The 25,858-nt window shown below is 65.4% G+C and carries 26 protein-coding genes and 1 pseudogene; 16 read left to right on the top strand and 11 right to left on the bottom strand.

Annotated elements, in window-relative coordinates; genetic code table 11:
* Positions 1-80: 80 nt before the first annotated feature.
* A pseudogene (tatC, locus tag RJT37_RS20585) lies at positions 81-851 on the bottom strand (twin-arginine translocase subunit TatC); the annotation flags it as partial.
* A gap of 1,189 nt (positions 852-2,040) precedes the next feature.
* Between tatC and RJT37_RS03810 the strand changes: the two are divergent.
* On the top strand, positions 2,041-4,284 hold the full coding sequence (locus tag RJT37_RS03810) for a twin-arginine translocase subunit TatC (protein WP_313687947.1): 2,244 nt from the start codon (positions 2,041-2,043) through the stop codon (positions 4,282-4,284).
* A gap of 27 nt (positions 4,285-4,311) precedes the next feature.
* Here the strand turns inward: RJT37_RS03810 and RJT37_RS03805 are convergent, their stop codons facing one another.
* Complete coding sequence (locus RJT37_RS03805) at positions 4,312-4,761, bottom strand: molybdopterin-dependent oxidoreductase (protein WP_313687945.1); 450 nt, start codon at positions 4,759-4,761, stop codon at positions 4,312-4,314.
* Positions 4,762-4,868: 107 nt separating this feature from the next.
* On the opposite strand from RJT37_RS03805, the gene RJT37_RS03800 reads away from it, so the two are divergent.
* A complete protein-coding gene (locus RJT37_RS03800; protein WP_311170390.1) occupies positions 4,869-5,042 on the top strand; it encodes a ribbon-helix-helix domain-containing protein in 174 nt (57 codons plus the stop codon).
* A complete protein-coding gene (locus RJT37_RS03795) occupies positions 5,035-5,748 on the top strand; it encodes a queuosine precursor transporter (RefSeq protein WP_313687944.1) in 714 nt (237 codons plus the stop codon). The genes RJT37_RS03800 and RJT37_RS03795 overlap by 8 nt, the downstream gene beginning before the upstream one ends.
* Before the next feature lie 55 nt (positions 5,749-5,803).
* On the opposite strand, the gene RJT37_RS03790 is transcribed toward RJT37_RS03795, so the two are convergent.
* On the bottom strand, positions 5,804-6,577 hold the full coding sequence (locus tag RJT37_RS03790) for an SAM-dependent methyltransferase (protein WP_313687943.1): 774 nt from the start codon (positions 6,575-6,577) through the stop codon (positions 5,804-5,806).
* Between the two features lie 477 nt (positions 6,578-7,054).
* Here RJT37_RS03790 and RJT37_RS03785 point away from each other — a divergent pair, with 477 nt between their 5' ends.
* Both RJT37_RS03785 and RJT37_RS03780 read left to right on the top strand, forming a co-directional pair.
* Entirely contained in the window at positions 7,055-7,939 is an 885-nt protein-coding gene (locus tag RJT37_RS03785) for an alpha/beta fold hydrolase (protein WP_313687941.1), read from the top strand.
* Between the two features lie 55 nt (positions 7,940-7,994).
* Positions 7,995-9,353, top strand: coding sequence for an FAD-dependent oxidoreductase (locus RJT37_RS03780; protein WP_313687940.1), 1,359 nt, complete (start codon positions 7,995-7,997; stop codon positions 9,351-9,353).
* Between the two features lie 18 nt (positions 9,354-9,371).
* On the opposite strand, the gene RJT37_RS03775 is transcribed toward RJT37_RS03780, so the two are convergent.
* From RJT37_RS03775 to RJT37_RS03765, 3 genes are all read right to left on the bottom strand, one after another.
* Complete coding sequence (locus tag RJT37_RS03775; RefSeq protein ID WP_313687939.1) at positions 9,372-9,716, bottom strand: SHOCT domain-containing protein; 345 nt, start codon at positions 9,714-9,716, stop codon at positions 9,372-9,374.
* Between the two features lie 64 nt (positions 9,717-9,780).
* Positions 9,781-10,296, bottom strand: coding sequence for a hypothetical protein (locus RJT37_RS03770; RefSeq protein ID WP_313687938.1), 516 nt, complete (start codon positions 10,294-10,296; stop codon positions 9,781-9,783).
* 185 nt (positions 10,297-10,481) lie between these two features.
* A complete protein-coding gene (locus RJT37_RS03765; RefSeq protein WP_313687937.1) occupies positions 10,482-11,111 on the bottom strand; it encodes a helix-turn-helix transcriptional regulator in 630 nt (209 codons plus the stop codon).
* Between the two features lie 235 nt (positions 11,112-11,346).
* Here RJT37_RS03765 and RJT37_RS03760 point away from each other — a divergent pair, with 235 nt between their 5' ends.
* The 9 genes from RJT37_RS03760 to RJT37_RS03720 all read left to right on the top strand — a co-directional run bounded on the left by RJT37_RS03760 (position 11,347) and on the right by RJT37_RS03720 (position 19,543).
* Positions 11,347-12,819, top strand: coding sequence for an ATPase domain-containing protein (locus RJT37_RS03760; protein ID WP_313687935.1), 1,473 nt, complete (start codon positions 11,347-11,349; stop codon positions 12,817-12,819).
* Entirely contained in the window at positions 12,806-14,698 is a 1,893-nt protein-coding gene (locus tag RJT37_RS03755; RefSeq protein WP_313687933.1) for a PAS domain S-box protein, read from the top strand. The genes RJT37_RS03760 and RJT37_RS03755 overlap by 14 nt, the downstream gene beginning before the upstream one ends.
* A gap of 286 nt (positions 14,699-14,984) precedes the next feature.
* Entirely contained in the window at positions 14,985-15,356 is a 372-nt protein-coding gene (locus RJT37_RS03750; RefSeq protein WP_390209082.1) for a hypothetical protein, read from the top strand.
* A 5-nt stretch (positions 15,357-15,361) separates the two neighbouring features.
* Entirely contained in the window at positions 15,362-16,237 is an 876-nt protein-coding gene (locus RJT37_RS03745) for a class I SAM-dependent methyltransferase (protein ID WP_313687931.1), read from the top strand.
* A complete protein-coding gene (locus RJT37_RS03740; RefSeq protein ID WP_313687930.1) occupies positions 16,234-16,416 on the top strand; it encodes a hypothetical protein in 183 nt (60 codons plus the stop codon). Before RJT37_RS03745 ends, RJT37_RS03740 begins: the two co-directional genes overlap by 4 nt.
* A 103-nt stretch (positions 16,417-16,519) precedes the next feature.
* Positions 16,520-17,503 (top strand): A24 family peptidase, encoded by a 984-nt coding sequence (locus RJT37_RS03735; RefSeq protein ID WP_313687928.1) that lies wholly within the window; start codon positions 16,520-16,522, stop codon positions 17,501-17,503.
* 226 nt (positions 17,504-17,729) lie between these two features.
* Positions 17,730-18,098, top strand: coding sequence for a phosphoribosyl-AMP cyclohydrolase (hisI, locus tag RJT37_RS03730; RefSeq protein WP_313687926.1), 369 nt, complete (start codon positions 17,730-17,732; stop codon positions 18,096-18,098).
* Positions 18,099-18,104: 6 nt separating this feature from the next.
* Positions 18,105-19,283: a DUF7118 family protein gene (locus RJT37_RS03725; protein ID WP_313687924.1), complete on the top strand. Its 1,179-nt coding sequence runs from the start codon at positions 18,105-18,107 to the stop codon at positions 19,281-19,283.
* Positions 19,283-19,543 (top strand): hypothetical protein, encoded by a 261-nt coding sequence (locus RJT37_RS03720; protein ID WP_313687922.1) that lies wholly within the window; start codon positions 19,283-19,285, stop codon positions 19,541-19,543. Before RJT37_RS03725 ends, RJT37_RS03720 begins: the two co-directional genes overlap by 1 nt.
* 65 nt (positions 19,544-19,608) lie before the next feature.
* On the opposite strand, the gene RJT37_RS03715 is transcribed toward RJT37_RS03720, so the two are convergent.
* From RJT37_RS03715 to RJT37_RS03705, 3 genes are all read right to left on the bottom strand, one after another.
* The gene (locus RJT37_RS03715) at positions 19,609-20,121 is read right to left on the bottom strand and encodes a hypothetical protein (protein WP_313687920.1); all 513 of its coding nucleotides are present in this window, start codon (positions 20,119-20,121) and stop codon (positions 19,609-19,611) included.
* A 282-nt stretch (positions 20,122-20,403) separates the two neighbouring features.
* Positions 20,404-21,771 (bottom strand): phosphoglucosamine mutase, encoded by a 1,368-nt coding sequence (gene glmM, locus RJT37_RS03710; RefSeq protein ID WP_313687918.1) that lies wholly within the window; start codon positions 21,769-21,771, stop codon positions 20,404-20,406.
* Between the two features lie 82 nt (positions 21,772-21,853).
* On the bottom strand, positions 21,854-22,111 hold the full coding sequence (locus RJT37_RS03705; protein ID WP_313687916.1) for a DUF8151 family protein: 258 nt from the start codon (positions 22,109-22,111) through the stop codon (positions 21,854-21,856).
* Positions 22,112-22,208: 97 nt separating this feature from the next.
* On the opposite strand from RJT37_RS03705, the gene RJT37_RS03700 reads away from it, so the two are divergent.
* Together RJT37_RS03700 and hisA are read left to right on the top strand one after the other, a co-directional pair.
* Complete coding sequence (locus tag RJT37_RS03700) at positions 22,209-22,439, top strand: DUF7860 family protein (RefSeq protein WP_313687913.1); 231 nt, start codon at positions 22,209-22,211, stop codon at positions 22,437-22,439.
* Positions 22,440-22,485: 46 nt separating this feature from the next.
* Complete coding sequence (hisA, locus tag RJT37_RS03695) at positions 22,486-23,211, top strand: 1-(5-phosphoribosyl)-5-[(5-phosphoribosylamino)methylideneamino]imidazole-4-carboxamide isomerase (RefSeq protein WP_313687911.1); 726 nt, start codon at positions 22,486-22,488, stop codon at positions 23,209-23,211.
* On the opposite strand, the gene RJT37_RS03690 is transcribed toward hisA, so the two are convergent.
* Positions 23,183-23,356, bottom strand: a complete 174-nt coding sequence (locus RJT37_RS03690; RefSeq protein ID WP_313687909.1) for a hypothetical protein — start codon at positions 23,354-23,356, stop codon at positions 23,183-23,185. The genes hisA and RJT37_RS03690 overlap by 29 nt on opposite strands.
* Positions 23,357-23,576: 220 nt before the next feature.
* Positions 23,577-25,775 (bottom strand): hybrid sensor histidine kinase/response regulator, encoded by a 2,199-nt coding sequence (locus tag RJT37_RS03685; protein WP_313687907.1) that lies wholly within the window; start codon positions 25,773-25,775, stop codon positions 23,577-23,579.
* Between the last annotated feature and the right edge of the window lie 83 nt (positions 25,776-25,858).

Below are 25,858 nucleotides of genomic sequence, written 5' to 3'. Positions count from 1 at the left end.
AGGTAGGCAACGAGCGCCGCGAGCACGACGGCGTGGGGGCGGCGGGCCGACAGTTTCTCCGCGGTGGGAATCAGCGACCCGCTTGCGGTCCACCGCAGCGCCAGGAGCGTCCCCTCGAACAGTCCGATCATCGTCGCACCGATGATGATCGGCGCCATCCCGGTCGGATCGGGACTGACGAGGAACGCGAGTCCCAGGAACGTCCCCCAGAAGAGCAGCCGCCGGTCTTCGAGCCACTGGCGCGTGACGAGATTCATCATAATCGCCAGCATCACGAAAAGCGGGATTTGGAAGATGATGGCGTTGTAGCCCATCAGGATGAGAATGAGATTGAACGTCTCCTTGAGACCGAACGCGACGATCGCGGTCCCGGTCGTATAAGAGGTGAAGTACGCGAAGATCGCCGGCAGGACGAGGAAGTGCGCGAAGGCAATCCCGACGAAGGCCAAGACAAGACTCGTCGGCACCGCCGCGAGGTAGTACCGGCGCTCGCGGCGGTACAGCCCCGGCCGCATAAACAGGTACGTCTCGTAGACGAACACCGGCAGTCCAATGATGAGGCCGCCGAGCGCGGCGACTTTCAGTTCCGTCAACAGCAGTTCCAACGGGCCGTAGACCCGCGGCCGCCGATCGACCAACTCCGGCGCGCCGGGGACGTGTTTGTTCCACAGGAAGTCGATGACCTCCGTGGAACTGACGAGGTCGAGCCCGAACGCCGAGTTCACGAGGTCGGCACCGGGGTACAGAAGCAGCGTGATGATCCCGCCGATCCCGAGAACGACCGCCAGCCGGCGGATCATCTCCTCGATGTGGTCCGCCAGCGGCATCTCCTCGTCGCTCTCGGGACCGTCCGGCTCGAACGTGTCGCCCGCATCGACGAGCTGGTCGGGCGAGTCGACGGCGCCGGTGGCGACGTCGTCGACGCTCGCCGGAGTTCCGCCGTCCGTCCCCGCCGCGGATTCGTCCGCAGCCGCCGATGAGGCCGCGTCCGACGACTCGTCGGCCTCGTCTTCGTCGCCGTCTTCGGGGCCGTCCGCCGACGCGTCCAGCGAGGTGAAGATGTCCTCGGTATCGCCGTCCGGAGAGTCACCGGTGGGGGTCTCCCCGGCTTCGTCGGTCAGTTCGTCGTCCGCGGCGTCTTCGTCCTCGTCGGGTGCGTCGGTCTCTTCGTCCTCCCCGTCGGCGAACTCGGTCTCGTTATCGAGAGCGTAGTTCTCATCGTCGGCATCGGTGGCTTCGTTGTCCGTATCGTCGGCCTCGGCGGCTTCGTCGTCCGTATCGTCGGCATCGGTGGCTTCGTCGTCCGTATCGTCGGCATCGTTGTCGACTCCCTCGTCGACAGCGCCATCCGAGTCAGCGTCGGCGTCGGCCTCGTTTTCGTCGGTGTCATCCGAGGCGGCGGCTCCCGATTCGTCCTCGCCGGCCGGCTCGTCCGCCGGCGGCTCACTCTCCGTCTCCTCCCCTGGCTCGCCGGTCGAATCCTCGTCCGTCTCTTCGGTGGAATCGCCTCCAACGGATTCGGTATCCTCGCCGCTACCGCTGTCGGAGCCGTCTGAACTGTCGCTATCGTCGTCCGAACCGCCCGCCGGACCGTCAGCGGTTTCGGTCGAATCGTCCGCCCCCGCGTCCGCTCGCAGTTCCTCGACAGTCGACGGGTCCGACTCCTCCGGAGATGGATCCGTCTCGGAGTCCGCATCGTCGGTGTCCGCGCTGTCGGTGTCGGCGTCAGGTTCGGGAGCGTCGTCTTCGGCGGGGTCGGCCGCGTCGGTCTCGGAGTCGTCCGCAGGGGAGGGAGCGACTCCGGCGTCGCTGTCGGGCGCCTCGTCCCCCTGCTCCGGATCGTCGGCCATTCACCCGAGAATCGCCGCCCGGTTCTTATAGGCCTTTCCGCATCGGTTCGCTTGTAGTAGCCTCAGTGCCCCGGCGAACAGTGGGTCGCTGCTCCGGGGGTCGATTGTCCGCACAGCGGCACTCGCGGGGACGACATCACGCGACGCGTGGTCGAAAAGATTGATAACCGCGAAAAGGTTGAGTTCATCTATGTCCAGCGCGCTCGACGACGATACCAGGGAGACGCTCGACGCCGGTCGAGAGACCGCTGGCGCGATGCTTCGAGCCGCGCAGAAGGACCTCCAGAAGGTGTTCGTTTTCTTCCTGGTCGGGTTTCTCGGCACGTTCTACGCGCTCCGTCTGTACGTCTGGGACTTCCTGAAGTCGGTGACGCGGGCGCAGATGTCGGCGGGGATCAGCGGCCAGGTCTCGATCATCGCCCAGACGCCGTTCGACGTCATCCTCCTGCAGGCGAAGATTGGGCTGGTCGTCGGCGTCGTGCTCGCGCTCCCCGCGTTCGTCTACTTCTCCCGTGACGCGCTGAAGGAACGTGACCTGTGGCCCTCGTCTCCGGTCCCGGTCTGGCAGCTGTCGCTCATCTTGCTGGGGATGGTGACGCTTTTCGTTGCCGGCGTCGCCTACGGCTACTACGTCTTTTTCCCCTTTACCTTCTCTTTCCTCGCCAGCAACGCGATCGCCGCGGGCTTCTCGCCGACCTACTCGATCGTCAAGTGGGCGCAGTTCATCTTCCTTCTGACGGCCTCGTTCGGTCTCGCGAGCCAGTTACCGCTCGCGATGACCGGCCTCTCCTACGCGGAGATCGTCCCCTACGAGACGTTCCGCGACAAGTGGCGGTACGCGGTCGTCGGCGTCTTCGCCGCCGGGGCGCTCTTCACGCCGCCGGACCCGTTCACCCAGATTATGTGGGCGATCCCCGTGCTGACGCTCTACGGCGTCAGCCTCTATCTCGCGAAGGTCGTCACCACCGCCCGCCGCGGCAGCGAACAGATGGACGTGCCCGGAACGGTCAGGCGCCACTGGAACGCGATCGCCGGAACCGCCGTCCTCGGCGGCGTGGTGGTCTACGCCTTCTTCGAGCGCGGCGGCGTCGGCTTCGTCAATCAGGGGCTCGACGCGATCGGGAGCCAGTACGGCGTCTACGCGCCGTCGTCGTCGGTCGTGCTCGGCGTGTACGTGCTCCTCGCCGGGCTCGCTGCAGCGGCCGTCGCGGTCGGCTTCTTCGTGTATCAGGATCTCGACGATCTCGCGATCGTCGAGGCTGGCGTGGGCGATCCAACGAAGATCGATGTCGCCGACCTCGACGCCGACGGCGTCCGCGCCGCACCCCCGGAGGTCTTCGAGGCGATGGACGAGGCCGAGGCGATGGACGCCGCCGGCGAAGCGCTCGATGCGGGCGAGAAAGCGAAAGCGCAGGCCATCGTCGATCGCTTCGACGAGGCCGACGACGGTGAGGCGGATTCGGCGGCGGAGGGCGAGCAGGCATCCGGTGAGACGGTGTCTGAAAAGCAGAGCGCGACGGGATCGATCGGCGACCGGGCCTCACGCGCGAGCAACGCGTTCTTCGAGGCGTTCTCCGACGAGGAGGAAGACGAGACTGCTGCAACTGTCGACCACGAGGCAGCAGCCGCGGGTGAAGACGACGACGAGGACGACATCGGCGGCTACTACACCGACCTCACCTTCATTCTGGATTCGGTCACCTCCAACGCCTTCCGCGTCGTCGGGGTGTTTATGCTCGTCCTCGCCGGGACGTTCGGCTGGCTGTACACGGGCGGGATCAAGCGCGTCTACGAGGACTTCCTCAGCCGCCTGCCCGCACAGGTGACCCCGGAGGACGTGCTCAACGTCGTTGCCCTCCATCCGATGGAGGCGCTTGTGTTCGAGGTGAAGTTCTCGACGATCATCGCGGGGATCGTGACGGCCCCGCTGATCGCGTACTACGCGTGGCCGGCGCTCAGAGAGCGGAACATCATCAACCAGCGCCGCCGGGCGGTGTTCGTGTGGACGGGTGCCCTGGCCGCCGGCCTCCTCGGCGGATTCGTCCTCGGCTACACGACCATCGCGCCGGGAGTCATCTCGTGGCTGGTCAACGACGCCGTCCAGGCGAATATGGTGATCGCCTACCGCATCACCAACTTCTTCTGGCTCATCTTCTTCACCACGGCAGGCATCGGCATCCTCGCGGACGTGCCGATCCTGATGATCCTGCTCAACAGCGCCGGGATCGGCTACCGCACGATGCGCGGCCGCTGGCGGGAAGTGACCGTCGGGATTCTCGCCATCGCGGCGCTTTTCACCCCTGCTGACGTGCTCACGATGTTTCTCGTGACGATTCCGCTGATGGCGGCGTACGGGATCGGACTCGGCGTCCTGTTCGTGCTCACGCTCGGCGGGCGGCGGGACCTGGCACCGCCCCGAAGCGTCGAAGTCTGATGCCGATTGTTCCCGTCCCGTTCGAACCTACTCGTCGGCGGCGGGGAGTTTGAGATCCTCCCACGCTTCGGGATGTTCACCCGGATCGAGCGTGACTGGGCAGATGCGCCGAACTCCCTTCACCGTGCGCGTGCCGGAGATGCCGGGGCCCGCGAACCGCGGTCTGGACGCAACGGCGCCCTCACTCTCCCCGAAGGCGAGCACGCCGTCGAGGGCGGTCTCGACCGGAACACAGACGGTGAAGCCGTCCGCGCCCTCCACCTGAACGTGCGTGGTGTCGTCCGGCGTGTCGGCGGCAATAAGCAGTGCGCCGACGGCGAGGCCGGTCCACCCCTCGGCGACGAGTTCACCTGACGAACACTGGAACCGTCCCTCGACGGTCGCCGTCTCGTACCCGTGGTCCGTCGGAAGCGGGACGGGAATCCGGACGGAACTCTCACCGGCTATGGTGACGTACGCCTCTGGCGTCGTGGTCATCGGTCGATTGGTCCTCCGTCAGCCGTGGATATAGTGTCTGCCCCGATTCCCCGATTGCGGTGGCGACGAGAGCGAACACCTAAATATTCTCGGGGGAATCCCCAGATATGCCCAAGATAAGCGTCGAGATCCCGGCGGAGTTGCTGGAGGATCTCGACGACCACGTCGGCGACGGGGGGAAATTCGTCAACCGCAGCGACGCGGTCCGCGCGTCGATCCGCAAGACGCTCGACATTCTCGACGAGATCGATTCCCGCCACGGGAGGCTCGACGATGAATGAGGGGCGCGTCCAGGCGGGGCAGATCGCGCTGGTGGCGCTTTTCGTGACGGCGCTGACGACGGCGCAGTTGACCGCGTCGAAGCTCCTGATGTTCGGTCTCCCGACCAAGTTGCCGGTGACGGGAGCGAGTATCATCCTCCCGGGCGCGGCGCTGGCGTACGCGCTGACGTTCTTCGCGTCGGACTGCTACTCGGAGCTGTACGGTCAGCGAGCGGCGCAGGTGATGGTCAACGTCGGGTTCGCGATGAACTTCGTCCTCCTTTTGCTGGTCTGGAGTACGATCCTGGCGCCCGCGGCGAACCCCGAAGCCGCCGGCCAGTATCGTGCGGTGCTCGCGCCCGGGACGAACATCGTCCTCGGGAGCCTGCTCGCGTACCTGGTGAGTCAGAACTGGGACGTGCTCGTCTTCCACCGCATCCGCGAGATCACCGGCCCGTCGATGCTCTGGCTCCGGAATATCGTCTCGACGGCGACGAGCCAGGCCATCGACACCGTGCTCTTCGTCACGGTCGCGTTCTACCTCGCCCCGCGGGTACTCGGGTTCGGCGATCCGTTCGAGGTTCCGGTGATTCTCTCCTTGATCGTCGGCCAGTACCTGCTGAAACTCCTGATCGCGCTGGTGGACACGCCGTTCGTCTACGCCGTCGTCTCCGCCTTCGGCGGGTCGGGGATCGACCGCGACCGCGACCCGTGGGCGGCCGACTGAGCGAGTCGGGTGTGACTCGCTATACGAACCGTATGACCGCCGAGGCGTCGACGAATCAGCCGTCGACGACTTCGGCGAACCCGAAGTTCGGCTTGACGTCGGTGACGCGCACCCGGACCGAGTCGCCGGTCTCGGTGCCCGGCACGAACAGGGTGTAGCCGTCGATCTTGACGACGCCGTCGCCCTCGCTGCCGACGTCGTCGACGACGACGTCGCGTTCCTCGCCCTCGGCAACCGGCGCGGTCAGGCGACCCTTCCCGACCAGATACAGCTCCGAGGAGGAGTCCCGGGACGCCTCCGGGTGGATCGACCGGACGTACTCGAACTCGGCGTCGATCTCTTCGCGGAGCGCGTCGAGGTCGCGGCCGTCGAACACCTTCGCCGCGAAGTCGCCCCCGGCCGGCAACAGCTCGCAGGCGACCTCGAAGGCCTGCCGGGCGAGATGGACAGAACGGGCGTGATCGACGGAGTACTCGCCGGTCATATTCGGCGCCATATCGGAGATGACGACGTCTGCTCCCTTCTCGCCGATCCGCTCGCGGAGTTTCGCCTTCGTCTCCTCGTCGGTCATATCGCCGCGGATCGTCTCGACGTTCCCGGCGTCGAGATCGCGGATGCGCTGGAAGTCGACGCCGATGACGGTGCCCTCGGGACCGACGGCCTCCGCGGCGACCTGCAGCCAGCCGCCGGGCGCCGCGCCGAGATCGACGACCGTGTTTCCGGGGCCGAACAGCCCCGCCGCCTCGTCGAGTTGCTTCAGTTTGTACGCCGACCGGGAGCGGTAGCCCTCCTGTTTGGCCCTGTTGTAGTACTCGTCTTTGCGTGTCATACATCTCTCACCGGATTCAACAGCGCACTCCCGCCTCGAACCGCAGACGACTTCGTGGTCATACTATACGAAACGCCGTCAATCCGGAAAGGCACATCGGATAGTACCGGCCACCCTCGCAGGCCGGTCACGTCCGGAATTTGCGGCCGTCCGCCCGATGTGAGATTCGCCTTTCGGAGACAGACCATAGCACGAAATTCGTCGCTCCGCGGTGAGGAGACACAGGAGCCAGAAGGGGAGGACAACCCGCTTCAAGCGTCACTGAGAGACACCGTCACCAGCGTCGCCGAGCAGCCAACACAGGATCATCGCGAGCGGTCCGGTGGCAGTGCCGTACTTATTTTATTACATAAGCCGAACGTCCATTATGATCCATACCCGACCTGGACTCCCGATTCGTCCCAAGTCGGACCCCCGAGTGATGGTTCTCGGACCGGTGGCCTCGCCCGCCCCTACCACCAGGGAGGTGCTGTGAGGATGTCGGACCGACCCGCGACCGACGCGTCGATACTGGACGATCCCGCGGTCTCCTCGGAGTACCGGGAGGTCAACGGCGTCCGCCTGCACGTCGTCACGGCCGGCGACGAGGACGATCCCCTCGTCGTCTTGCTCCACGGATTCCCGGAGTTCTGGTACAGCTGGCACCGCTCGATCGCGCCCCTGGTCGATGCGGGCTACCGCGTACTCGTTCCCGACCAGCGCGGCTACAACCACAGCGAGGCGCCCGACGGCGTTCGCGCCTACCGGATCACCGAACTCTCCGGTGACATCGCCGAACTGATCGAATCAGAAGGCCGGGAGTCGGCCCACGTCGTCGGGCACGACTGGGGCGCGGGCGTCGCGTGGGACCTCGCGCTCCGGCGGCCGGCGTACCTCGACCATCTGGGCATCGTCAACGTCCCGCATCCGACGGTGTTTCAGGAGACGCTGACGTCGAATCCGCGGCAACTGGCGAAGAGCTGGTATATGTTCTACTTCCAGCTCCCGCGAATCCCGGAGTGGGTCCAAGCACAGGTGGACTACCGGCCGTTCGTCGACAGCTTCCGGAACGCGAAGCCGGGGACCTTCTCCGAGGCGGACATCGAGCGATACCGGGCGGTGTGGGACCGGGGACTGACCGGGATGATCAACTGGTACCGCGCGCTGTTCCGGTATCGCGAGGATCCGCCGAGAGAGCGCGTGGAAGCGCCGACCCTCGTAATCTGGGGCGAGCGCGACGAGTACCTGCTCGCGGAGATGGCCGAAAAGAGCATCCAGTACTGCGACGACGGACGGCTCGAACGCATTTCGGAGGGGACACACTGGGTCCACCACGAGTATGCCGAAGAAGTGACCGATCACCTCCTGGAGCATCTCGGATGAGCCGAGCGACCCTACACCCGACGAGCCGAACGACCCCACACGAGAGAACTGAAAGATGACGGTGGCGACGATTCCAGCGTACGACGAGAGCCGCATCGGGGCCGTCGGCGACCACGCCGTCGTCGTCGGGGGAAGTATGGCCGGAATGCTCGCGGCCAGTGTGCTTTCCGACGCCTTCGGGCGGGTGACGGTAATCGAGCGGGACTCCCTGCCGTCGGATCCGGACACCCGTCGCGGCGTCCCGCAGGGCCGGCACGTCCACGCGCTGCTTGAGGCCGGGCGAGACACGCTCGAGGACCTGTTTCCGGGCTACGGCGACGACCTCGTCACCGCCGGCGCGGAGACGATCGACCTCTCGGCGGATTTCAACTTCTACGACGAGGGCGACTTCGTCGCAGACGGCGACCACCACCTGCCGATGTACTGTGCGAGCCGTCCGCTGTTCGAGCACGTCACCCGAACTTCACTCTCCGGACTCGATGCCGTCCGGCTCCGCGATGGGTGTCACCGCACGGCGTATCTCACCGACGACGGGGCGAGCGCGGTCGAGGGGGTGCGGATCCGGAACGAAGAGGGCGACACCGAGGAACTGTCGGCGGATCTCGTGGTCGACTGCACCGGTCGGACGTCGTCGACACCGGCGTGGCTGGAGGCGAACGGATATCGACGTCCCCCGAAGGACGAGGTCCCGATCGACCTGCTGTACAGCACTGTCACCGTCGACCGACCCGCAGAGGACCGCCGGGCGTTCCACGTGATGCCGTGCCCGCCGCGGACCCGGAACGCCGTCGTGCTCCCGATCGAGGGCGACCAGTGGATCGTGACGCTGTCGGGGCTGCACGGCGATCACCCGCCCGACACCGTCGCGGGCCTCGTCGACTTCGCTGCGAGCCTGCCGGTCGACGAGATCGCGAGGCTTCTCGCGGACCGTGAGATCACGTCCGACGGGGTCGAACAGCACCCGTTCGCCGCGAACGTCCGCCGGCGCTACTGGGACCTCGATCGATTCCCCGACGGCTTGCTTGTCCTCGGCGACGCGATGGCGAGCTTCAACCCGATCTACGGACAGGGGATGTCGGTCTCCGCGCTGGAGGCGCTGTCCCTCCATCACGCGCTCGCCGCAGGCGGTCTCGACGACCTCGCGCTCCGGTTTTTCGACCGCGCGGAAGGCGTCGTCGACGACGCGTGGAACGTCTCCGTCGGCACCGATTTCCGCTTCCCCGAGACGACGGGACCGAAACCGCCCGGAACCGACATCCTGAACCGGTATCTGTCACGCCTGACGCGGAAAGCACACGACGACGAGACGCTGGCCGACGCCTACGCCCGTGTCGTGACGATGGAGCAACCGCCGACCTCGCTGCTCCGGCCGGGCGTCGCGTGGCGCGTACTCAAGCCGGAAGTGTCAATCTGAACGGACGGCGGAGAGCCGTCATCGCGTGCGATCCAGCTTTTCGCGCCGTTCTTCGAACTCGTCATCCGAGAGTTCGCCGCGGGCGTACCGCTCCCGGAGGACGACCAGCGGCCGTTCGTCGCGGTCGTCCGAGCGGCGGTCGAGATACGCGTAGACGAGAAACAGCGGCACGCCCAGGAACAGTCCCATCCAGAGCAGGCCGACGAAGCCCATCGTGCCGCCGAAGAGCCCCCAGCCACCCATCATCCCGCCGCCGCTGCCGGTGTGAGCAGCGACCGGACCCGTCGCTACGCCGAGCAGCGGGAGCGCGAGCGCCGTCGTTCGTCGAGCGATTCCCCCGAGGGTGTCAGTGATGCGAGTCATTGTGTCGGTGGGTCCGTGGATTCGGTGTGGTTGCGTGCTTCAGTTGCGCTGAGCCGAGCGAACGTTAGCATCCGTGCCCCTGCTGATGCGCACCGGTGCTGCCGTGGTCGGCGTGGGGGGCATTGCGGTAGTGGTCTCCGTGCGCCTGGTCGCTGTGGTTCCCCTGGTGAGTGGAGTTGCGGTAGTGGTCTCCGTGCGCCTGGTCGCTGTGGTTCCCCTGGTGAGTGGAGTTGCGGTAGTGGTCTCCGTGCGCCTGGTCGTTGTGATGATCGCTGTGCGCCGCACTGGTGTGCTGGTCCTCGGGTGCGAGGTCGCCGCCGTGGGCGGCGTGTGCCCAGGGGCCGAGCCGATCACCGGACATTCCGGCGTGCGACGCCATCCATTCGGCGGCGTCCGGTCCCAGCCGGTCGGTCAGCTTCCCGAGCATCCACCCGCCCTGTTCCGTCGCGTTCGTGCCGGTCGTCGGTGCCTCGTCAGTCGCCGGGGCGTCGCCGTGTGCACCCACTGCGGGGGCGGCGAGTGCGAGACCGAGTACCGCAAGCGCCACGAACAGCGTGCGTCCGAGTGTTCTGGTGGGCATTCTCTTTCGCCTCACCTGTGCCTACGGGAGGTTCGGGGTTAGCGTCGTGGACGTGAACTCGGCCAGGAAATCGGATTATAGCGTTTATCGCGGGCTCTAATCGTTTTTCATATCGGAAACCGTTCATCGGACCCGAATTCGGGACGAAGCGCCGCCGTCGTCGGTTTGCAGTCGCCGATTCGCCGTCACCGGTCGGCGTCCCGGAGGTCCTCGCTCGGGTAGATCCGGTAGGTCCGGCCTTGTCGCTCCCGGTACAACAACCCGCGGGACTCCAGCCCGCTCACCGTTTGACTCACTTTGCTTTTCGAGAACCCGGACCGGTCACGCAGTTCGATCTGCGTGATCCCCGGCGAGGAGAGCACCGGTTCGAGGACCCGGCGCTCGTCGTCCGGCAGCAGATCGAGCACGCGCGCCTGTGGCTGGGCCTCGGGGTTGATTGCGGCGGGTTCCGACCCGGGAGGCTCCTGCTCGCCGGGCGACGGCTCCGGTGCCGTCTCGGGTGTCGCCGCGGGCGACTCACCTCCGGCGCTGACGGCCGACGACGACTCACCACGTGCGCTGGCGTCCTCGGTCGGGATTCCCGAACGGATCGCGAGGTATAGCCCGGCGACGACGGCCGCGAGGACGAGCGTGCCGAGGACGTACCACAGCGGGTTCGGTCCGTGCATCGTTGTCATCGAGCCGTCCATCATCGATCCCATCGAAGCGTCGAGGGCGCGACGCTGTCGGAACGCCTGCCAACTGAGGACGCTCCCGACCAGGAGGACGAGTCCGACGAGCGCTGCGGCGACGACGTCCGACCGGTGCCGGTTCATACGGCACACCCCGCTTGGAGGTGCTCCCAGTTCATACGTTCCTCTTCGTCCGGGAGTGGCGAACCAGTTGCGGTTCGATACGACCGCGGACTCCGCCGCTCGAATCGGTCCAGTCGGCCGATAGTACGACCGAGAGATCGCAAGATATACTTCGATCGATCCGGCTAGGTGGCGGAGAATCACCCCTGAAAACTGGAGATAACAGTTATGCCTACGTCGCGCCTGCATTCGGACAATGGGTACGAACGGGAGTGAACACCCGGCCGCAGAGCGTTTGACGACGGGCGTTGCGGGGCTGGACGAAGTTCTCAACGGTGGGCTGCGACCCCGGTCGGCGACACTCGTTCGGGGTGCACCCGGGTCAGGTAAGACGATCATCGGCCTCCACTTCCTCGCCAGCGGCGTCGAGGCCGGTGAAACGGGACTGTACGTCAACCTCGGCGAACCGAGTACGTACATCCGCGATACGGCGCGGGCGTTCGGCCTCGACATCGATCCCGTGGAATTCCTCACGCTGTCGCCGTCCGGCGAGGAGTTCCAGACGGAGACGACGTACGATCTCTTCAGCTCGGCGGAGGTCGAGGGCCCGTCGCTCGTCGACGAGATCCGCGAGGAGGTCGAGGCGATCGATCCCGACCGCGTCGTCGTCGATCCCGCGACAGAGTTCCGATATCTCACGACCGACGAACACCAGTTCCGGACGCAGATTCTGAGCCTGTTGGACTTCCTCAAAGCCGAGGGCGCGACAGTCCTTTTGACCTCTCAGGCCGCCCAGTCGATGCCCGACGACGAACTCCAGTTTCTGGTCGACGCCGTCCTCAACGTCGCGGAAGGGGCCGACCGGCGGACCATCTCCGTCTCGAAGTTCCGGGGCTCGGCCGCTCGCACTGGCCAACACACACTCGCGATCACCGAGGAGGGGATGTCCGTCTGGCCGCGGCTCGATCCGGGGCGCTACCGTGTCAACGGGCCACGACCGACCCTCTCGTCGGGGATCCCCGAACTCGACCAGCTGCTGTCCGGTGGCCTCACGACGGGGACGGTCACGCTCTTCAGCGGCCCAACGGGCGTCGGAAAAACGACGACGGCGCTGCAGTTCCTGCAGGAGGCCGCCGGCCGCGGCCAGCGGTCGGTCCTGTACAGTTTCGAGGAAAACACCCGGACGCTACTCGATCGGGCGGAAGCAGTCAACATCCCCGTCGCGGAGTTGATCGAGCGGGGGACGCTCCGGGTCGAGGAACTCGGGACCGAGGGGCTCACTGTCGACGAGTTCACTGCACGCATCCGGATGGAGGTCGAAGAGCGCGACGCCGAGGTGATCGCGATCGACGGGACGACCGGATTCGAGCAGTCGCTCGTCGGCTTCGATGGGGCGCCGATGGAACACCTCGTCGACATCGGGCAGTACCTCCGGAACGCGAACGTGACCGGACTGATCACGAACGAGGTCCACCAGATCACGGGATCGTTCCAGGCGACCGAACAGCGGATCAGCCACCTCGCCGACAGCATCGTCATCCTCCGACACGTCGAGTACAAGGGGAAACTCCGGAAGGTGATCGGCGTGTTGAAGATGCGAACGAGCGACTACGAGCCGCGACTCCGCGAACTCGAAATCACCGAGAAGGGGCTACACGTCGGCGAACCGTTGACCGACCTCCGCGGGATTCTGACAGGGACGCCGGAGTGGGACGATGCCACCGACTGAGCACTCGGCGGAACCCACGGAAGCGGCCACCGATACGGACGGTGACCCGCTGGACGACCTCCTCGAGGGACGGGCCGTGTCTCCGGAGATCGAGGGGCAGCCGACGATCTACCCGCTTTTGGCCGACAGCGGCAACCAGCGGGTGCTCGCCGAATGGCTCGACGGCCACGATACCTACCGCGCCGCCGACGTCGACACGCCGATTGCGGACGCCGAGTTCGACCTCTGCATCACCGACGAGGGCGCGCTCCGGGAGTCCGGCCGCGAACTGGAACGGCTCAAAGCCGACGCCAGACCAGTGCTGCTCCCAGTGCTGCTTTTGCTCCCCGAGAAGCGAACCGACGTGATCGGGATCGACGACGGCGAGATCGCCGACAACGTGTTCGCGACGACGATCGACGAGATCGTCTCCTTGCCGATCCGGCAGACAGAACTGGCGTGGCGGATCCGGGCGCTGCTCCGGCTTCGCTCCCAGTCGCTCCGGCTGCAGGCGCGGACGAGCAAGCTCGAACTGTTCAGGCAAGCCGTCGAGGACTCGGGCCACGCCGTGTACATCACCGACCGGGACGGCACGATCAAGTACGTCAACCCGGCGTTCGAGGAGATCACGGGCTACAGCGCCGCGGAAGCGATCGGACAGACGCCCCAGCTCCTGAACTCCGGAGAGATGCCGGACAGCTACTTCGAGGAGCTCTGGGAGACCGTCCTCGCCGGCGACGTCTGGAGCGCCGAGGTCATCGACCGACGGAAGGGCGGGGAACTGTACTACGCCGACCAGACGATCGCGCCCGTCACAGACGACGAGGGCCAGTTCGTCGCGTTCGTCGCCGTCCAGCGGGACATTACCGAGCGAAAGCAGCGCGAGGAGACGCTCGAACGGCGCACCCAGGCCATCGAACGAGCGCCCATCGGCGTCAGTATCTCCAATCCTAAAGAGCCAGACAACCCGCTGATCTACGTGAACGAGGCCTTCGAGGAGCTGATGGGGTACTCCCGTGAGGAGGCCGTCGGTCGCAACTGTCGGTTCCCCCAAGGCGAAAACACCGACTCCGAGCGGGTCGCGCGGATCCGCGAGGCGATCGAAGCGGAGGAACCAATCGCCATCGACATTCGCAACTACCGGAAAGACGGCACGGAGTTCTGGAACCACCTGAACATCGCCCCCGTCAGGGACGACGAGGGGGAGGTGCTCAACTACGTGGGCTTCCAGCAGGACGTGACCGACCGCAAGCAACGCGAAGCCCAGTTGCGCATCCTCGGGCGGATCCTCCGACACAACCTCCGGAACGACATCAACGTGATCCAGGGACGGGCCGAGTCGATCCAGGCTCGCTGCGAGGAGTCGATTGCCGACGAAGCCCAGCGGATCATCGACAAGAGCGGGGAACTGATGGCGTTGGCCGAGAAGGAACGGGCGATCACCGACGTGCTGTCGGAGCCGCCACGGCCGGTCGATATCGACCTCGAGAAACTGATCAAGCGCGTCGTGGACGACATCAGTGGCCGGTTCCCGGGCGTCTCGATCGAAACCGACTGTCAGGGCGAGTTAACTGTCTCCGTGTCGGACCACTTCGGAACGGCACTCGAGGAACTGGTCGAAAACGCCGTCGTCCACAACGACCACGAGACGACCGAGGTCGGGGTGAGTGCCCGTCGTGAAGCCGAGAACGTGCGTATCACAGTTCGTGACGACGGCTCAACGATCCCGGAAATGGAGCGGGACGTGTTGCTCGGCGAGGAGACCCAGACAGCGACCTACCACGGAAGCGGCCTGGGGCTGTGGCTCGTCAACCTGATCGTCAGCCGGGCGGGCGGGTCGATCTCCCACGAACCCAACGGGGCCGACGGAAACGTCGTCGAAATCGTCCTCCCACAGTGACCCTCGCTGACGGCATCGATTTGGCACTACGACGCCCCCGTGGATCCACCGGGCGACGGCAACGAGCCCCCGGTGGCAATCGTTGACGCACTCCAGCAGAGACGCATCCCGCTGAGACCCACCCAACGGAGACGCATCCCGCTGAGACCCACCCGGCGGAGACGCATCCCGCTGAGACCCACCCGGCGGAGAGGCGGCCGCTGGGGAGTTCGGTCGGCGAACGACCGCCCCTCGTGGGAGCTACGCTGCTCAAGATTCTTGCCGGTGGGCGACCAGAGACCTAACAATGCTCAGGCGGATCCTGCACGACCTCGGGTACGCGATTGCGCACTTTCTCTTTCTCGGTGCCGATACCCCCGAGGCGGTCGTCAGACGGCTCCGCATCGCCTACCGGCTCGTCGGCGTCCGTATCGTCGAGACGCCCCGCGTCGACGCGACCGAGCGGACGGTGTTCCTGTGTCCATACCGGAACCTCGGCGCCACGTGGTTCGGGGCACGGTGGCTCTGTCACGACGTCCTCGACCGGGTCGACGACGGGTACGTGACGTACCTGCGCCGACACAAGGGAATCGACTATCAGCGACCACGGAGTTGTAATGACTTCGACTACTGTACGGCGTCGGAGCACTGCTACTCGGAAGTCTCCGAGATGGAGTAGGGCGAATGGATCCGCCACCCATCCGTCGGCGCATCGCAGAGCAGTTCTCCTACCGGGGCGAGCGCGCCGACGTCTGGCGCGCGTTCGATTTCGTCCTCGACACCGACGCGTTTCTCAATCTCGGCTTCTCCGAGCGGTACCGGCCGCACCTCCTCGGGTCCCCCCAGCGACGGCTCGCCGACCAGGTCGGCGAGCGACTCGCCGCGCGGCTGCCGACCACGACGGGAACCCGGTTGCTCGACGTCGGCTGCGGTCGCGGGGGACCGGCGATCACGCTCGCGGAGCGATTCGGATTCGACGTCTCCGGGATCGATCTGGTGCCATACAACGTCCAGCGTGCACGCGAGAACGCCCGGGACCGTGCAGTCGACGCCGAGTTCGTCGTCGGCGATGCGACGCAGTTACCGTTCGCGCCAGGGTCCTTCGCCGCGTGTGCGGCAGTCGATTCGCTCGTGTACGTTCCCGACCGGGCGGCTGTCTTCTCGGCACTCGCAGACGTCCTCGATTCGGACGGCGTTCTCGTCGTCTCGGACCTCTTGACCCGGTCTGGACTCGACGGGCGAGAACGCGGGCTCGTGGAGTCTTTCGCGACAGCGTGGGATATGCAACCGCCCGGGACGTTCACCGGGTATCGACGGGCGCTGGAAGCGGCGGGCTTCGCGGTGGAGTCGTTCGAGGATATTACGGCCAACAGCGTCGGTCGGTTCCGGAAGTGGACGACGGCGTTTCTCGCGCTCGCACGGAGCCCGCTGGGACCGCTGCTCTCTCGACTGCTCCGTGCCGCCGGCCTCGACCCCGAGCGGATTACGACGCAGGTGCGACGCGCCCACGCCGCCTTACCGTATCTCAGACACGGGGTTATCACAGCCGTTCCGAAATGAGCCTCATCAGCACACTCAAGGGCCTGTTCGGGGACGATTCCGGCTCCGTTGGCCTGTGCGTTTGCGAGAACTGTAGCAGCAACGTCACGAACGCCGACGCGGCTGGCAGCGCCGACGACGACGTGCGCTGTCCGAACTGCGACTCCGCGGACGTCGAGTTTGCCGTCGGCGCGAACTGATCGTTCCCCGACTGCGTCACCTGAATTTCGGTAATCCGATCCCCCGGAGCCGCGTCTCCGACGCAGACGCAAAGTACAACTCCCCCGGGTTCGCTTCCCCTGTATGTTCGCTGGCGTATCTGATCTCCTCCGACTGGCCATCCTCCCGGTACTCGGGTGGGCGGCGTGGCGGGACATCGAGACCAGACGGGTACCGAGCCGGACCTGGTACCCGCTGGTCGGCCTCGGTGTCCTCCTGCTCGTGTGGGACGCTCTCGGCCACCTCTCGTTTGCGGCCGCCGCCGACGTCCTGTTTTTCGTCCGCGTCGCGGTCAGCCTCTTTCTCGTCGCGCCGATTGCCTACATATTCTGGCGGCTCGGTGGGTTCGGCGGCGCCGACGCGAAGGCCCTCATCACGGTCGCGATCCTTTTGCCGACGTTCCCGACCTACTACTTCGCGGGGTTTACGCTCCCCGACGTTCGGACCACGCTCGGGGTCTTCTCGATGACGGTCCTGACGAACACTGTCGTCCTCGCGGCCGCGTATCCGCTCGCGTTGGCCGGGCGGAACCTCCTCGACGGTGACCTGCAGTTTCCGGTGTCGTTCCTCGGCCGCCGCGTCGATATCAACGCACTCCCCGACGCACACGGTCGCCTGTTCGAGACGCCCGATGGATTCTCGCGAAACGGACTCGACATCGACGCGCTGCGGATGTACCTCCGGTGGCGCGGGACGACGCTCGCGGAACTCCGGGCTGAACCGGGGCGCTTCCGCGACCCCGCGAGCATCGGCGAGACGCACGATCCCACTGACGGCGCAGTGGGCGTCGCGACCGACGGGGGTACGCCCGGCTATGCGTCGGACACCGGAGAAAGCAACTTCGAGGATCCGTGGGGTGCTGAAGCGTTCCTCGACGACATCGAGGGGACGGCCTACGGAACGTCCCCGGAGAAGCTACGCGGCGGCCTGGAGATCGTCGTCGACCGCGAGGAAGTGTGGATCTCCCCGGGGATTCCGTTCATCGTCCCGATGTTCGTGGGGACGCTTTTGGCGTTCACCTACGGGGACCTCGTCTTCGGTGCGCTGGGTGCGGTCGGTGTCGTCTGATCACAAAAAAACGGCTCGGGACAGAACGGACGCGGAAGCGACTGACTCACGGAATGCGGCAACACCCGCGGCGAAACGTCCGATCTCCGACGGATCGACCGTCTCGTGAAGGTGGTTTCGCCGCCCGGCCTCCGGCGTACCCTGGCACCACAGTCCAGTTCGCGACAGCGATGGGGCACCGCCGGTGGCAAAAGACCTATCGGCCGGACACGCCTCGGTCGAAACGATGACCGACGACGTCGACGTCGATTTCGGCGCGGACGGACTCGTCCCCGCCGTCGCACAGGATGCAGACTCCGGGGAGGTGTTGATGCTGGCCTACGTCTCGCCGGAGGCGCTCGAACGGACGCGGGAGACGGGGCGTGCCCACTACTACTCGCGCAGCCGCGAGGAACTCTGGGAGAAGGGCGCGACCAGCGGCCACACCCAGTCAGTTCGGGAGATCCGCGTCGACTGCGACGCCGACACGCTCTTGTATCTCGTCGAACAGACCGGCGGCGCGTGCCACACCGGGCACCGGTCGTGTTTCTACCGCACGATCGACGGGGAACACGTCGGCGAACAGGTGTTCGACCCGGACGCGGTCTACGAGTGAGTACTGATGGTCGGCTCAGGACAGCGAACCGGGGGTGACGGCGCCGACGGGGACGAAGCGGTCCAGTCGTACATCGACGAGGCCGAGGCCCGCATCCAGGACCTCCGGGACGCCCGCGAGCGTCGAGAGGAGGTGGAATCCCGCATCGAACGCGTCGGCGAGGAGGCGGTCGTCGACGCCGCCGACACCTACCGGAAGGCGATCCGGCTCTTGGACCGATACGAGGATTCGGCGACCGGCACGGGCGACTTCCAGGCGTACGTCGAGTTCCAGGATCGCTTTCTCGGTCTCGTCGAGGACCTCGACGAGGACGTCCCGGCCCACGACGCCTTCGAAGACGCTGCCGAGCGGATGGACCGCCGACGGCTGAGCGAGGAGCACTTCGAGGGCGCCCGCTCGGATCTCGAATCCGCCGCGGAGTACGTCGACCTCCTGGAGCGCCGCGAGGACACGAAGGAAGGCCTTTCGACCGCCCGTCGGAACGCGAGGCTCGCTCTCAGAGACCTCGAGGCGGAAATCGAACGTCGAGAGGAGATGCTCGCCTTCGCCGACGTCGACCTCGACGCCCCGGTCGAGGAGATCCAGGACCCGATCGAAGCGTACAACGACGCTGTGACAGCCGATTTCGCGTCGTTCTACGAGTCGGCGCCCGCCACGGAAGTCGTGGAATTCCTCGAACGGACGGAGTCGTTCCCGCTCGTGGAGTTCCGGCCGCCACCGCGCGACCTCCGGGAGTTCGCCCGCGAGAGTCCCGACGCCGACGAGCCGATTCCGACACTCTTGGATTACGCCGATTACACCGGCTCGAAACTGGATCACTACGCCGAGGACCCCGGGCTGCTCCAGACTACGGTGGCCGTCCACCGGACGTACCTCGAACGCCTCTCGGCCGAGCCGCTGACGGTGTCGCTGCCGCCGCCGTCCGCGGAGGCGCTCCGCTGGTGGGTGCGCGAAGCCTCGTCGCTTTTGCGCCGGTTCGCCGCCGAGTCGACGATCGCGAAACTCAGAACGGTGCGGGACCTGACTCGGCGGGACGACTACGAGGACCTCAGATTCGCCGCCCGCGCCCACGAGGAACTCGACGCCGAAGAGCGCGAGCACGTCCGCTCGGGCGCCGCAGCCGCGGAACTCGACCGACTCCGCGACGCCCGGGAGCGACTCAGTGCCGCCCTCGACGGCGACTGATGGTGATCGTCACGGCGGTCACGTTCGCCGTCGGAGCGCTCGCGATCTATTACGGACTGCGGGCGCTCGGAACGATCCAGGCGATCCGGCGACTCCGGGGCGACAGCGGCCTGGTCGGCCACCCGACCGACTGGCTCGACGCCGGCGAAGCGAAGACTGCCGCCGCGGGTCCGACCACGAAGGACCGCTCTCTCGAACGCGGAGTCGTCCTGCTCGCCGTGGGACTGCTCTGTCTGCTGTTCGGAATTTTGGCGCTGTAACTGCCTCGGATCTCGGTGTCGAATACAGAACGCGTAGTCAGAGATAGCGACCGAGAGGGGGGTCGCTATGCGCGACCGTTCAGCGGGCAGATGAAGTAGTTGGGTGGGCCGAATCCAGGGCGACCGAGAGTGACGTCGATGTAGTCTTTATCGAAGATATCGCCATCGTTGGTCAGCGGGGCGTCGTCATTGAACGCTGCGATATCAGTCACCTCTGCGGAGTAATGAGTCCACTGCCCACCGTTCCAGTCTCGGTCACCGGGCGCTGATTCGGAGACGAACGGAGAGCGTTGCTCGTCGCTCGCATCGTCGTTGGCCACGATCGGTCCGCTACCATCGTGCAGGAAGTAGATTTTGTCCTCGGGCTCGGGACGCTCGTCGAGGACGTTCACGACGTTTGTCCGCCAGAGCACGTCGTTCGCGTAGACGCGCCCAAACTGCTTCCCCTCACCGTTTTCGTTTCCTTTTCCTGGGCTGGCTGCAGTTATGCCAGCCACGGACAGCCCGATACCTGCAACGCCAAGGGCTGCTCCTGTCCGGAGCACCTGTCGCCGTGTCGATCTTTCGCGTTCGGTCATTGTGGTACGAAGGCGTTCTCCGCCTCCGAAAACCACAACAGAGAGTCGTAAAAAGAAGATTTTTCAAGGTTCGATCAAACTCTGTTCAAATTTCCTCTGCACTCTCTACGATTTCTCCGATGGCTATCGAAGAAGGTGATGGATTCACTCTCAGTATCTCGCAGGGCGCTTGTGATACATATTACCGCTGTGTCGTATAGCCCACGCCAGTCCTGACCGATTCTTGTTCGGGTGTAGTGACGCTGCTATGAACTTCGACGCCGACCAGAACCGCGAGAGTCGTCACTCGACCGCCGCAGCCGCCTCTCGGAGCGGCTCGGCCGCCTGCTCTGCGAGTGTCCTGGCGCGCTCGGTGTCGCCAGCCTCCGCGTAGACGCGCACCTTTGGTTCGGTCCCGGAGGGTCGGACGAGCACCCACGCGTCGCCGTAGTCGAGCCGGTAGCCGTCGGTGGTATCCGGCTCCGCGTCAGCGGAGGCGGCGAACTCCGCGGCGGTGTCCAACATCGCGTCGAGTTCGGCGTCGGTCTCGTAAGGGAGGTTGATACGGACGTTCTCGTATGCGGAGTAGGGGGCGACGATCTCCGAGACCGACCGCTCGGCGACGAGTTCGAGGAACTTCGCGCCGACGTACGCGCCGTCGCGGACGAGTCGGTAGTCCGGATAGAAGATGCCGCCGTTGCCCTCGCCGGCGATCGGGACGTGTGTGCCCTCGGCCCGGAGCTGTCGGATGCGCGTGATGATGTTGGTCGATCCGATCGGCGTCAACTCCAGCGTCGCGCCGACCTCGTCGCAGACGTCGACCAGCCGCTGGGAGACGTTGACAGCGGCGACTGCAGTGTCCCCCGCTTCGAGTTCGGCAGCAGCGAGTGCCGCAAGCGAGGACTCGCCAGGCACGAACGCGCCGGTCTCGTCGACGAACACCGCCCGGTCGGCGTCGCCGTCGTGGGCGATGCCGACGTCCGCGTCGGCGGCCGTCACCAGCGCGCGGAGGTCGTCGAGATGCTCCTCGGTGGGTTCGGGCTGCCTGCCGGGGAAGTGGCCGTCGGGCGTGGCGTTGACCGTGACGACGTCGCAGCCGAGTTTCCGGAAGAATTCGGGGCTCGTCAGCGCGCCAGCCCCGCCACCCGGATCCAACGCGACAGTGAGATCCGCGTCGGCGATGGCCTCGCGGTCGACGGATTCGAGCAGTTCCGCAATGTACTCGCGGTTCGCAGCGCGGACCTCGCGGACGTCGCCGACTTCGTCCCACGCGGCGGTCGCAAAGCGCTCTTCGAGCACGTGGCTTTCGATCGTTTCGAGGTCGTCGATCCCGAGTTCGATCCCGTCGGCGCCGACGAGTTTCACCCCGTTGTACTCCGCGGGGTTGTGCGAGGCCGTGATCACGAGCGCCGGCTGCTCGGTGACGCCGGCGTAGCGGACCGCACTCGGGGTCGGCGTCGGACCCAGTCGGTCGACGTCGACGCCGACGCTCGCGAGGCCGCTTGCGGCCGCGTTCGAGAGCATCTCGCCCGAGGTCCGGGTGTCCCGCGCCACGGCGATCCGGTCGGCATCCCACACCGTCCCGGCCCCCTTGGCGATACGGAGGACGAACTCGGGTGTCAGGCTGTCGCCGACGACCCCCCGGGTTCCGCTCGAACCGAACAGTTTCATTGCGGGGTACTCCTCGGTGCGCAGTAAAAGTGATTGCGACCCGGTGCGCGACAGTCACCCGGGAGACCCACCCCCGACTGCCTCACTCGCCCGCGGGCGGACCCTCCGTGAACTCGGTCAGCGTCGGGAGGAACTTGTCGACAGCGACGAGGTAGCCGAAGTACAGCGCCACGGCGCCCATCACCGCCATCCAGAGCGCCAAGAGCAGGTCGCCGTGCTGCGCCGTCGAGACGGCGAACCGTTCGATGTAGGCGCCGAGCAGCGAGAGCCCGACCGACGCGACGCCGAAAAGCGACAGTTCCAGCACGGCCGGCAACAGTTCGAGCAGAGCCGTCGTCATACTCCCTGGTTCCGGAGTCACCTTGAGACTCTTTCGGTTGCCGACCGGACGCAGATCGAAAGGTAATCGGGCGGGCGCGGCCACCGCTCCGGTAGAGATGGCAGGACGTCACCGCGATCTGAACTACGCGAGGCTCACCAGGGGCGGCTTTTTCCTGGGCCTCGGACTGTTCGCGCTGGGTGCGATCGGCGAACTCACAATCGGTGTCACCGGCATCGCCGTCCCCGCGTGGGAACACGCGCTCCTCGTCGACGCGGAGTGGATCGGCGTGTTGCTCGCCCTGCTTTCGCCGTTCGTGTTCGGGATCGTGCTGCCGTTGACGGAGTAAGGTCCGGTCCGGAGACTTTAGGCCGCTCCCCGCCGGACCCCCGAGTATGACTGACACGTTCCCCACCTTCGAGGTCGTGCCCGCCGTCGATATGCAGGACGGCGAGGTGGTCCAGCTCGTTCAGGGCGAGCGCGGGACCGAGAAGCGCTACGGCGATCCGGTCGCGGCCGCGGAACGCTGGGTCGAAGCGGGCGCCGAGACGCTGCATCTCGTGGATCTCGACGGCGCCTTCGAGGGCGAGCGCGAAAATGCGGCGGCTGTCGAGGCTGTCGTCGACGCCGTCGACGTCCCGGTGCAACTGGGCGGCGGGATCCGCACTGCCGCCGACGCGGCCGACCTGCTCGACCGGGGCGTCGCCCGCGTGATTCTCGGGACCGCGGCCGTCGAGGAGCCCGAACTGGTCGCCGAGATCAGCGACGAGTACCCCGGACGCGTGATGGTGAGCCTCGACGCCAAGGACGGCGAGGTCGTCGTCTCCGGGTGGACCGAAGGCACCGGCCTCGATCCGGCGGAGGCCGCGGCGCGTTACAAGGAGCTGGGCGCGGGCGCGATCCTCTTCACCGACGTCGACGTCGAGGGCCAACTCGGCGGCGTCCAGACGAACGTGACCCGCCGGGTCGTCGAGGCCGTCGACATCCCCGTGGTCGCTTCCGGCGGCGTCGCCTCGCTGGAGGACGTCCGGGCGCTCCGGGAGGCAGGCGCGGCGGCCGTCGTCGTCGGCACTGCGCTCTACGAGGGGACGTTCACTCTCGCGGCCGCGATGGACGCCTGAGCCCGAACCGGGCGACGACTGCACCACTCGCGATCGTGATCAGCGTGAGTCCGAGCGCGGTCGTCACCCCGGAGTCGGAGAACAGGAGGAACCCTCCGAAAGCGAGGGCATAAGCCACGAATACAACCCCTTTGATCCCCCACATAGTTCGGCGTGGTGGCCGGGGGAGTATCAATCCGCGCAAGACGGTCGTCGGACGTTGGGGCGAGCATAGCGGTGCTGTCGTTGGAGTGCTCTGTTCACCCGGATGGCGTCGGAGTCGCCGCACACCTCACAGGAATCGGTCAGTACAGACGGATGCTGTATCAGATCGGCCCGTCGTCTACGCGAGATCTGTCAGAAACGAGCTGCTGGACGGAGAGAACCTATGGAGCGACGAACTCGACATCCGTGATCTCGAACCGGGCCCCGCCGTCTGGCCCGTCTGTGACACGGATCTGCCAATTGTGGGCAGTGACCACCTGTTCGACGATACTCAGTCCGAACCCAGTTCCTTCCGACGACCTCGAATACCCGGCCTCGAACACCTCATCACGCTCGCCGGACGGAATCCCCGGCCCGTCGTCCTCAATATAGAACCCGTGGTCTAGTTCCCCGACCGTCACAGTCACGTCCGTCCCGCCGTGTTCGACTGCGTTCCGAAACAGGTTCTCAAACACCTGCTTGAGGCGGCTTCTGTCGGCCCGAACGCCTCGATCGATGTTCGTGATCAGTACCGCCTCGTTCGTCTCGACGTTCTCCCAGCAACCATCGATCATCGTGGCGAGGTCGACCGGCTGAGTGTCGGTCACCTCTCTCCCTTCCCGGGTTAGCGTCAGGAGATTATCAATCAGCGCCGCCATCCGGTCAAGTACCTGTTCGAGGCGGTCGAGATGTTCGCTGTCACACTCCTCGGCGGCCAGTTCGAGCCGCCCGGTAGCGACGTTCAGTGGATTCCGCAGGTCGTGTGAGACGACACTCGTGAACTCTTCGAGCCGTTCGTTCGCACGCTTGACCGACTCACGTTCGGTGATGTCCATATACATCGCTACCGTTCCGATGATTTCGTCGTCAGCGGTCCGGCGCGGAACCGCACGCAGGACCGTCTCAATAACCTCACCGTCGATAGTCACGAGGCCGCGTTTCTCTCTCGTGAACTGTCCGTCAAGCGAGCGGTTATATCCTCCCGATAGCAGTCTCTCCGCTGACTCGCGCGTGTAAAACTCCGCGAGCTCGCTGCCGATGATCGCATCCTCATCGTAACCAAGCGTCTCGACGAACTGGCTGTTGCAGTCCTCGATGACGGGCTGTCCGTCTTCGGATCGCGTGAGAATCGTCATCACTGGAGCTTCCTCGAACAGCGTCCGGTACTGGACTTCGTACTTCGTCGCCAGTTGCTCCAGTTCCTCGGTTTGTTGTTCCAGCTGGCGCTCGCGTTCCCTCCGTTCAGTGATGTCGCGGGCGATACCGATGATCCCCGTCGGCTCTCCCTCGTCGTTCGTCATCCGAACTCCTCTGAACTCGTGTGGGACTTGTCGCCCGTCTGCAGTCGTGATCTCGGCTTCGGTTACGTGTGAGCCGGTCTCTAATATCTCGTGGATCGAGTGGTTGATCGCCTCGCGGTGCTCGCCTTCGAAGAACTCAAGCGCGTTCATCGATCCGATCTGCTCGTCGGTGTAGCCGGTTAGCTCCGGCAACTTACTGTTCCACCGTTGGAAGTTGCCGTCGGTGTCGACGAAATAGAAGATGTCTTCCAGCGTATCGAGACTCCGCTCGATTAATGCCTGCTCCTCCCTGAGTTCTTGTTCGCGCCTCTTTCGTTCGGTGATGTCCTGAAACTGGGAGAAGACGGCGACGACCGCTTCGTCCTCATCGGTTACGACGCGGTTGTGCCATTCGCAGATGATTCGACCGCCGTCCTTTCGGATGTTCTCGTTGACGCTTCGGTACCCCCCTTGGTTTTCGAGAAGGTCGGACACGACATCGGCAACCGCATCCCGGTCGGAGTCAGGAACGATCTTCTCCCACGACTGGCCGAGCAAATCAGCCTGAGTATATCCGAGGATGTCTCCGGCGACATCATTCATACGGACGAAGTCGAACTGTTCGTCCCACTCGATGACGCCGAGCGGTGACTGCTCGAAGAAGAGGTTGAGACGCTTCTCTCGGTCGGCAAGCTCGATTTGGGCGTAGTAATTGTCGACCGCGTTCCTGATCCGGTTTGCAAGGACGGTGTACTGGCTGGTCCCGGTTTTCTTCTGCAGGTAGTCAGTGACACCTGCCGAAATGGCGTCGCTGGCGACTTCCTCGCTACCCTTGCCGGTATAGAGGATGAAAGGGAGGTCAGGGTACTCCTCTCGGACGGCCTGCAAGAATTCGAGGCCATTCCGTGTTGGCATCTCGTAATCGGAGACGATACAGTCGAACAGTTCGCTGCCCAACCGGTCAAGCGCCTCATCTGTGCGCGTTTCGATCTCGACGTCGAATCGGTCGTTTCCACGTTCAAGAAACGTCGCCGCCATCTCTGCGAATTCCGGATCATCATCCACATAGAGAATTCTCATAGATCCGTCGTAATTATCCATTATATTCACATAAGATGCTCTCGTCAAAATCGTTTTGAAAGGTATCGTTCGAAGAAAATGAACTCAGATCAATACGTACACAG

The organism is Halobellus marinus (genome assembly GCF_032113415.1).
Taxonomy (GTDB): Archaea; Halobacteriota; Halobacteria; order Halobacteriales; family Haloferacaceae; genus Haloquadratum; species Haloquadratum marinus.
This window is presented reverse-complemented; position numbering and strand designations above follow the sequence as displayed.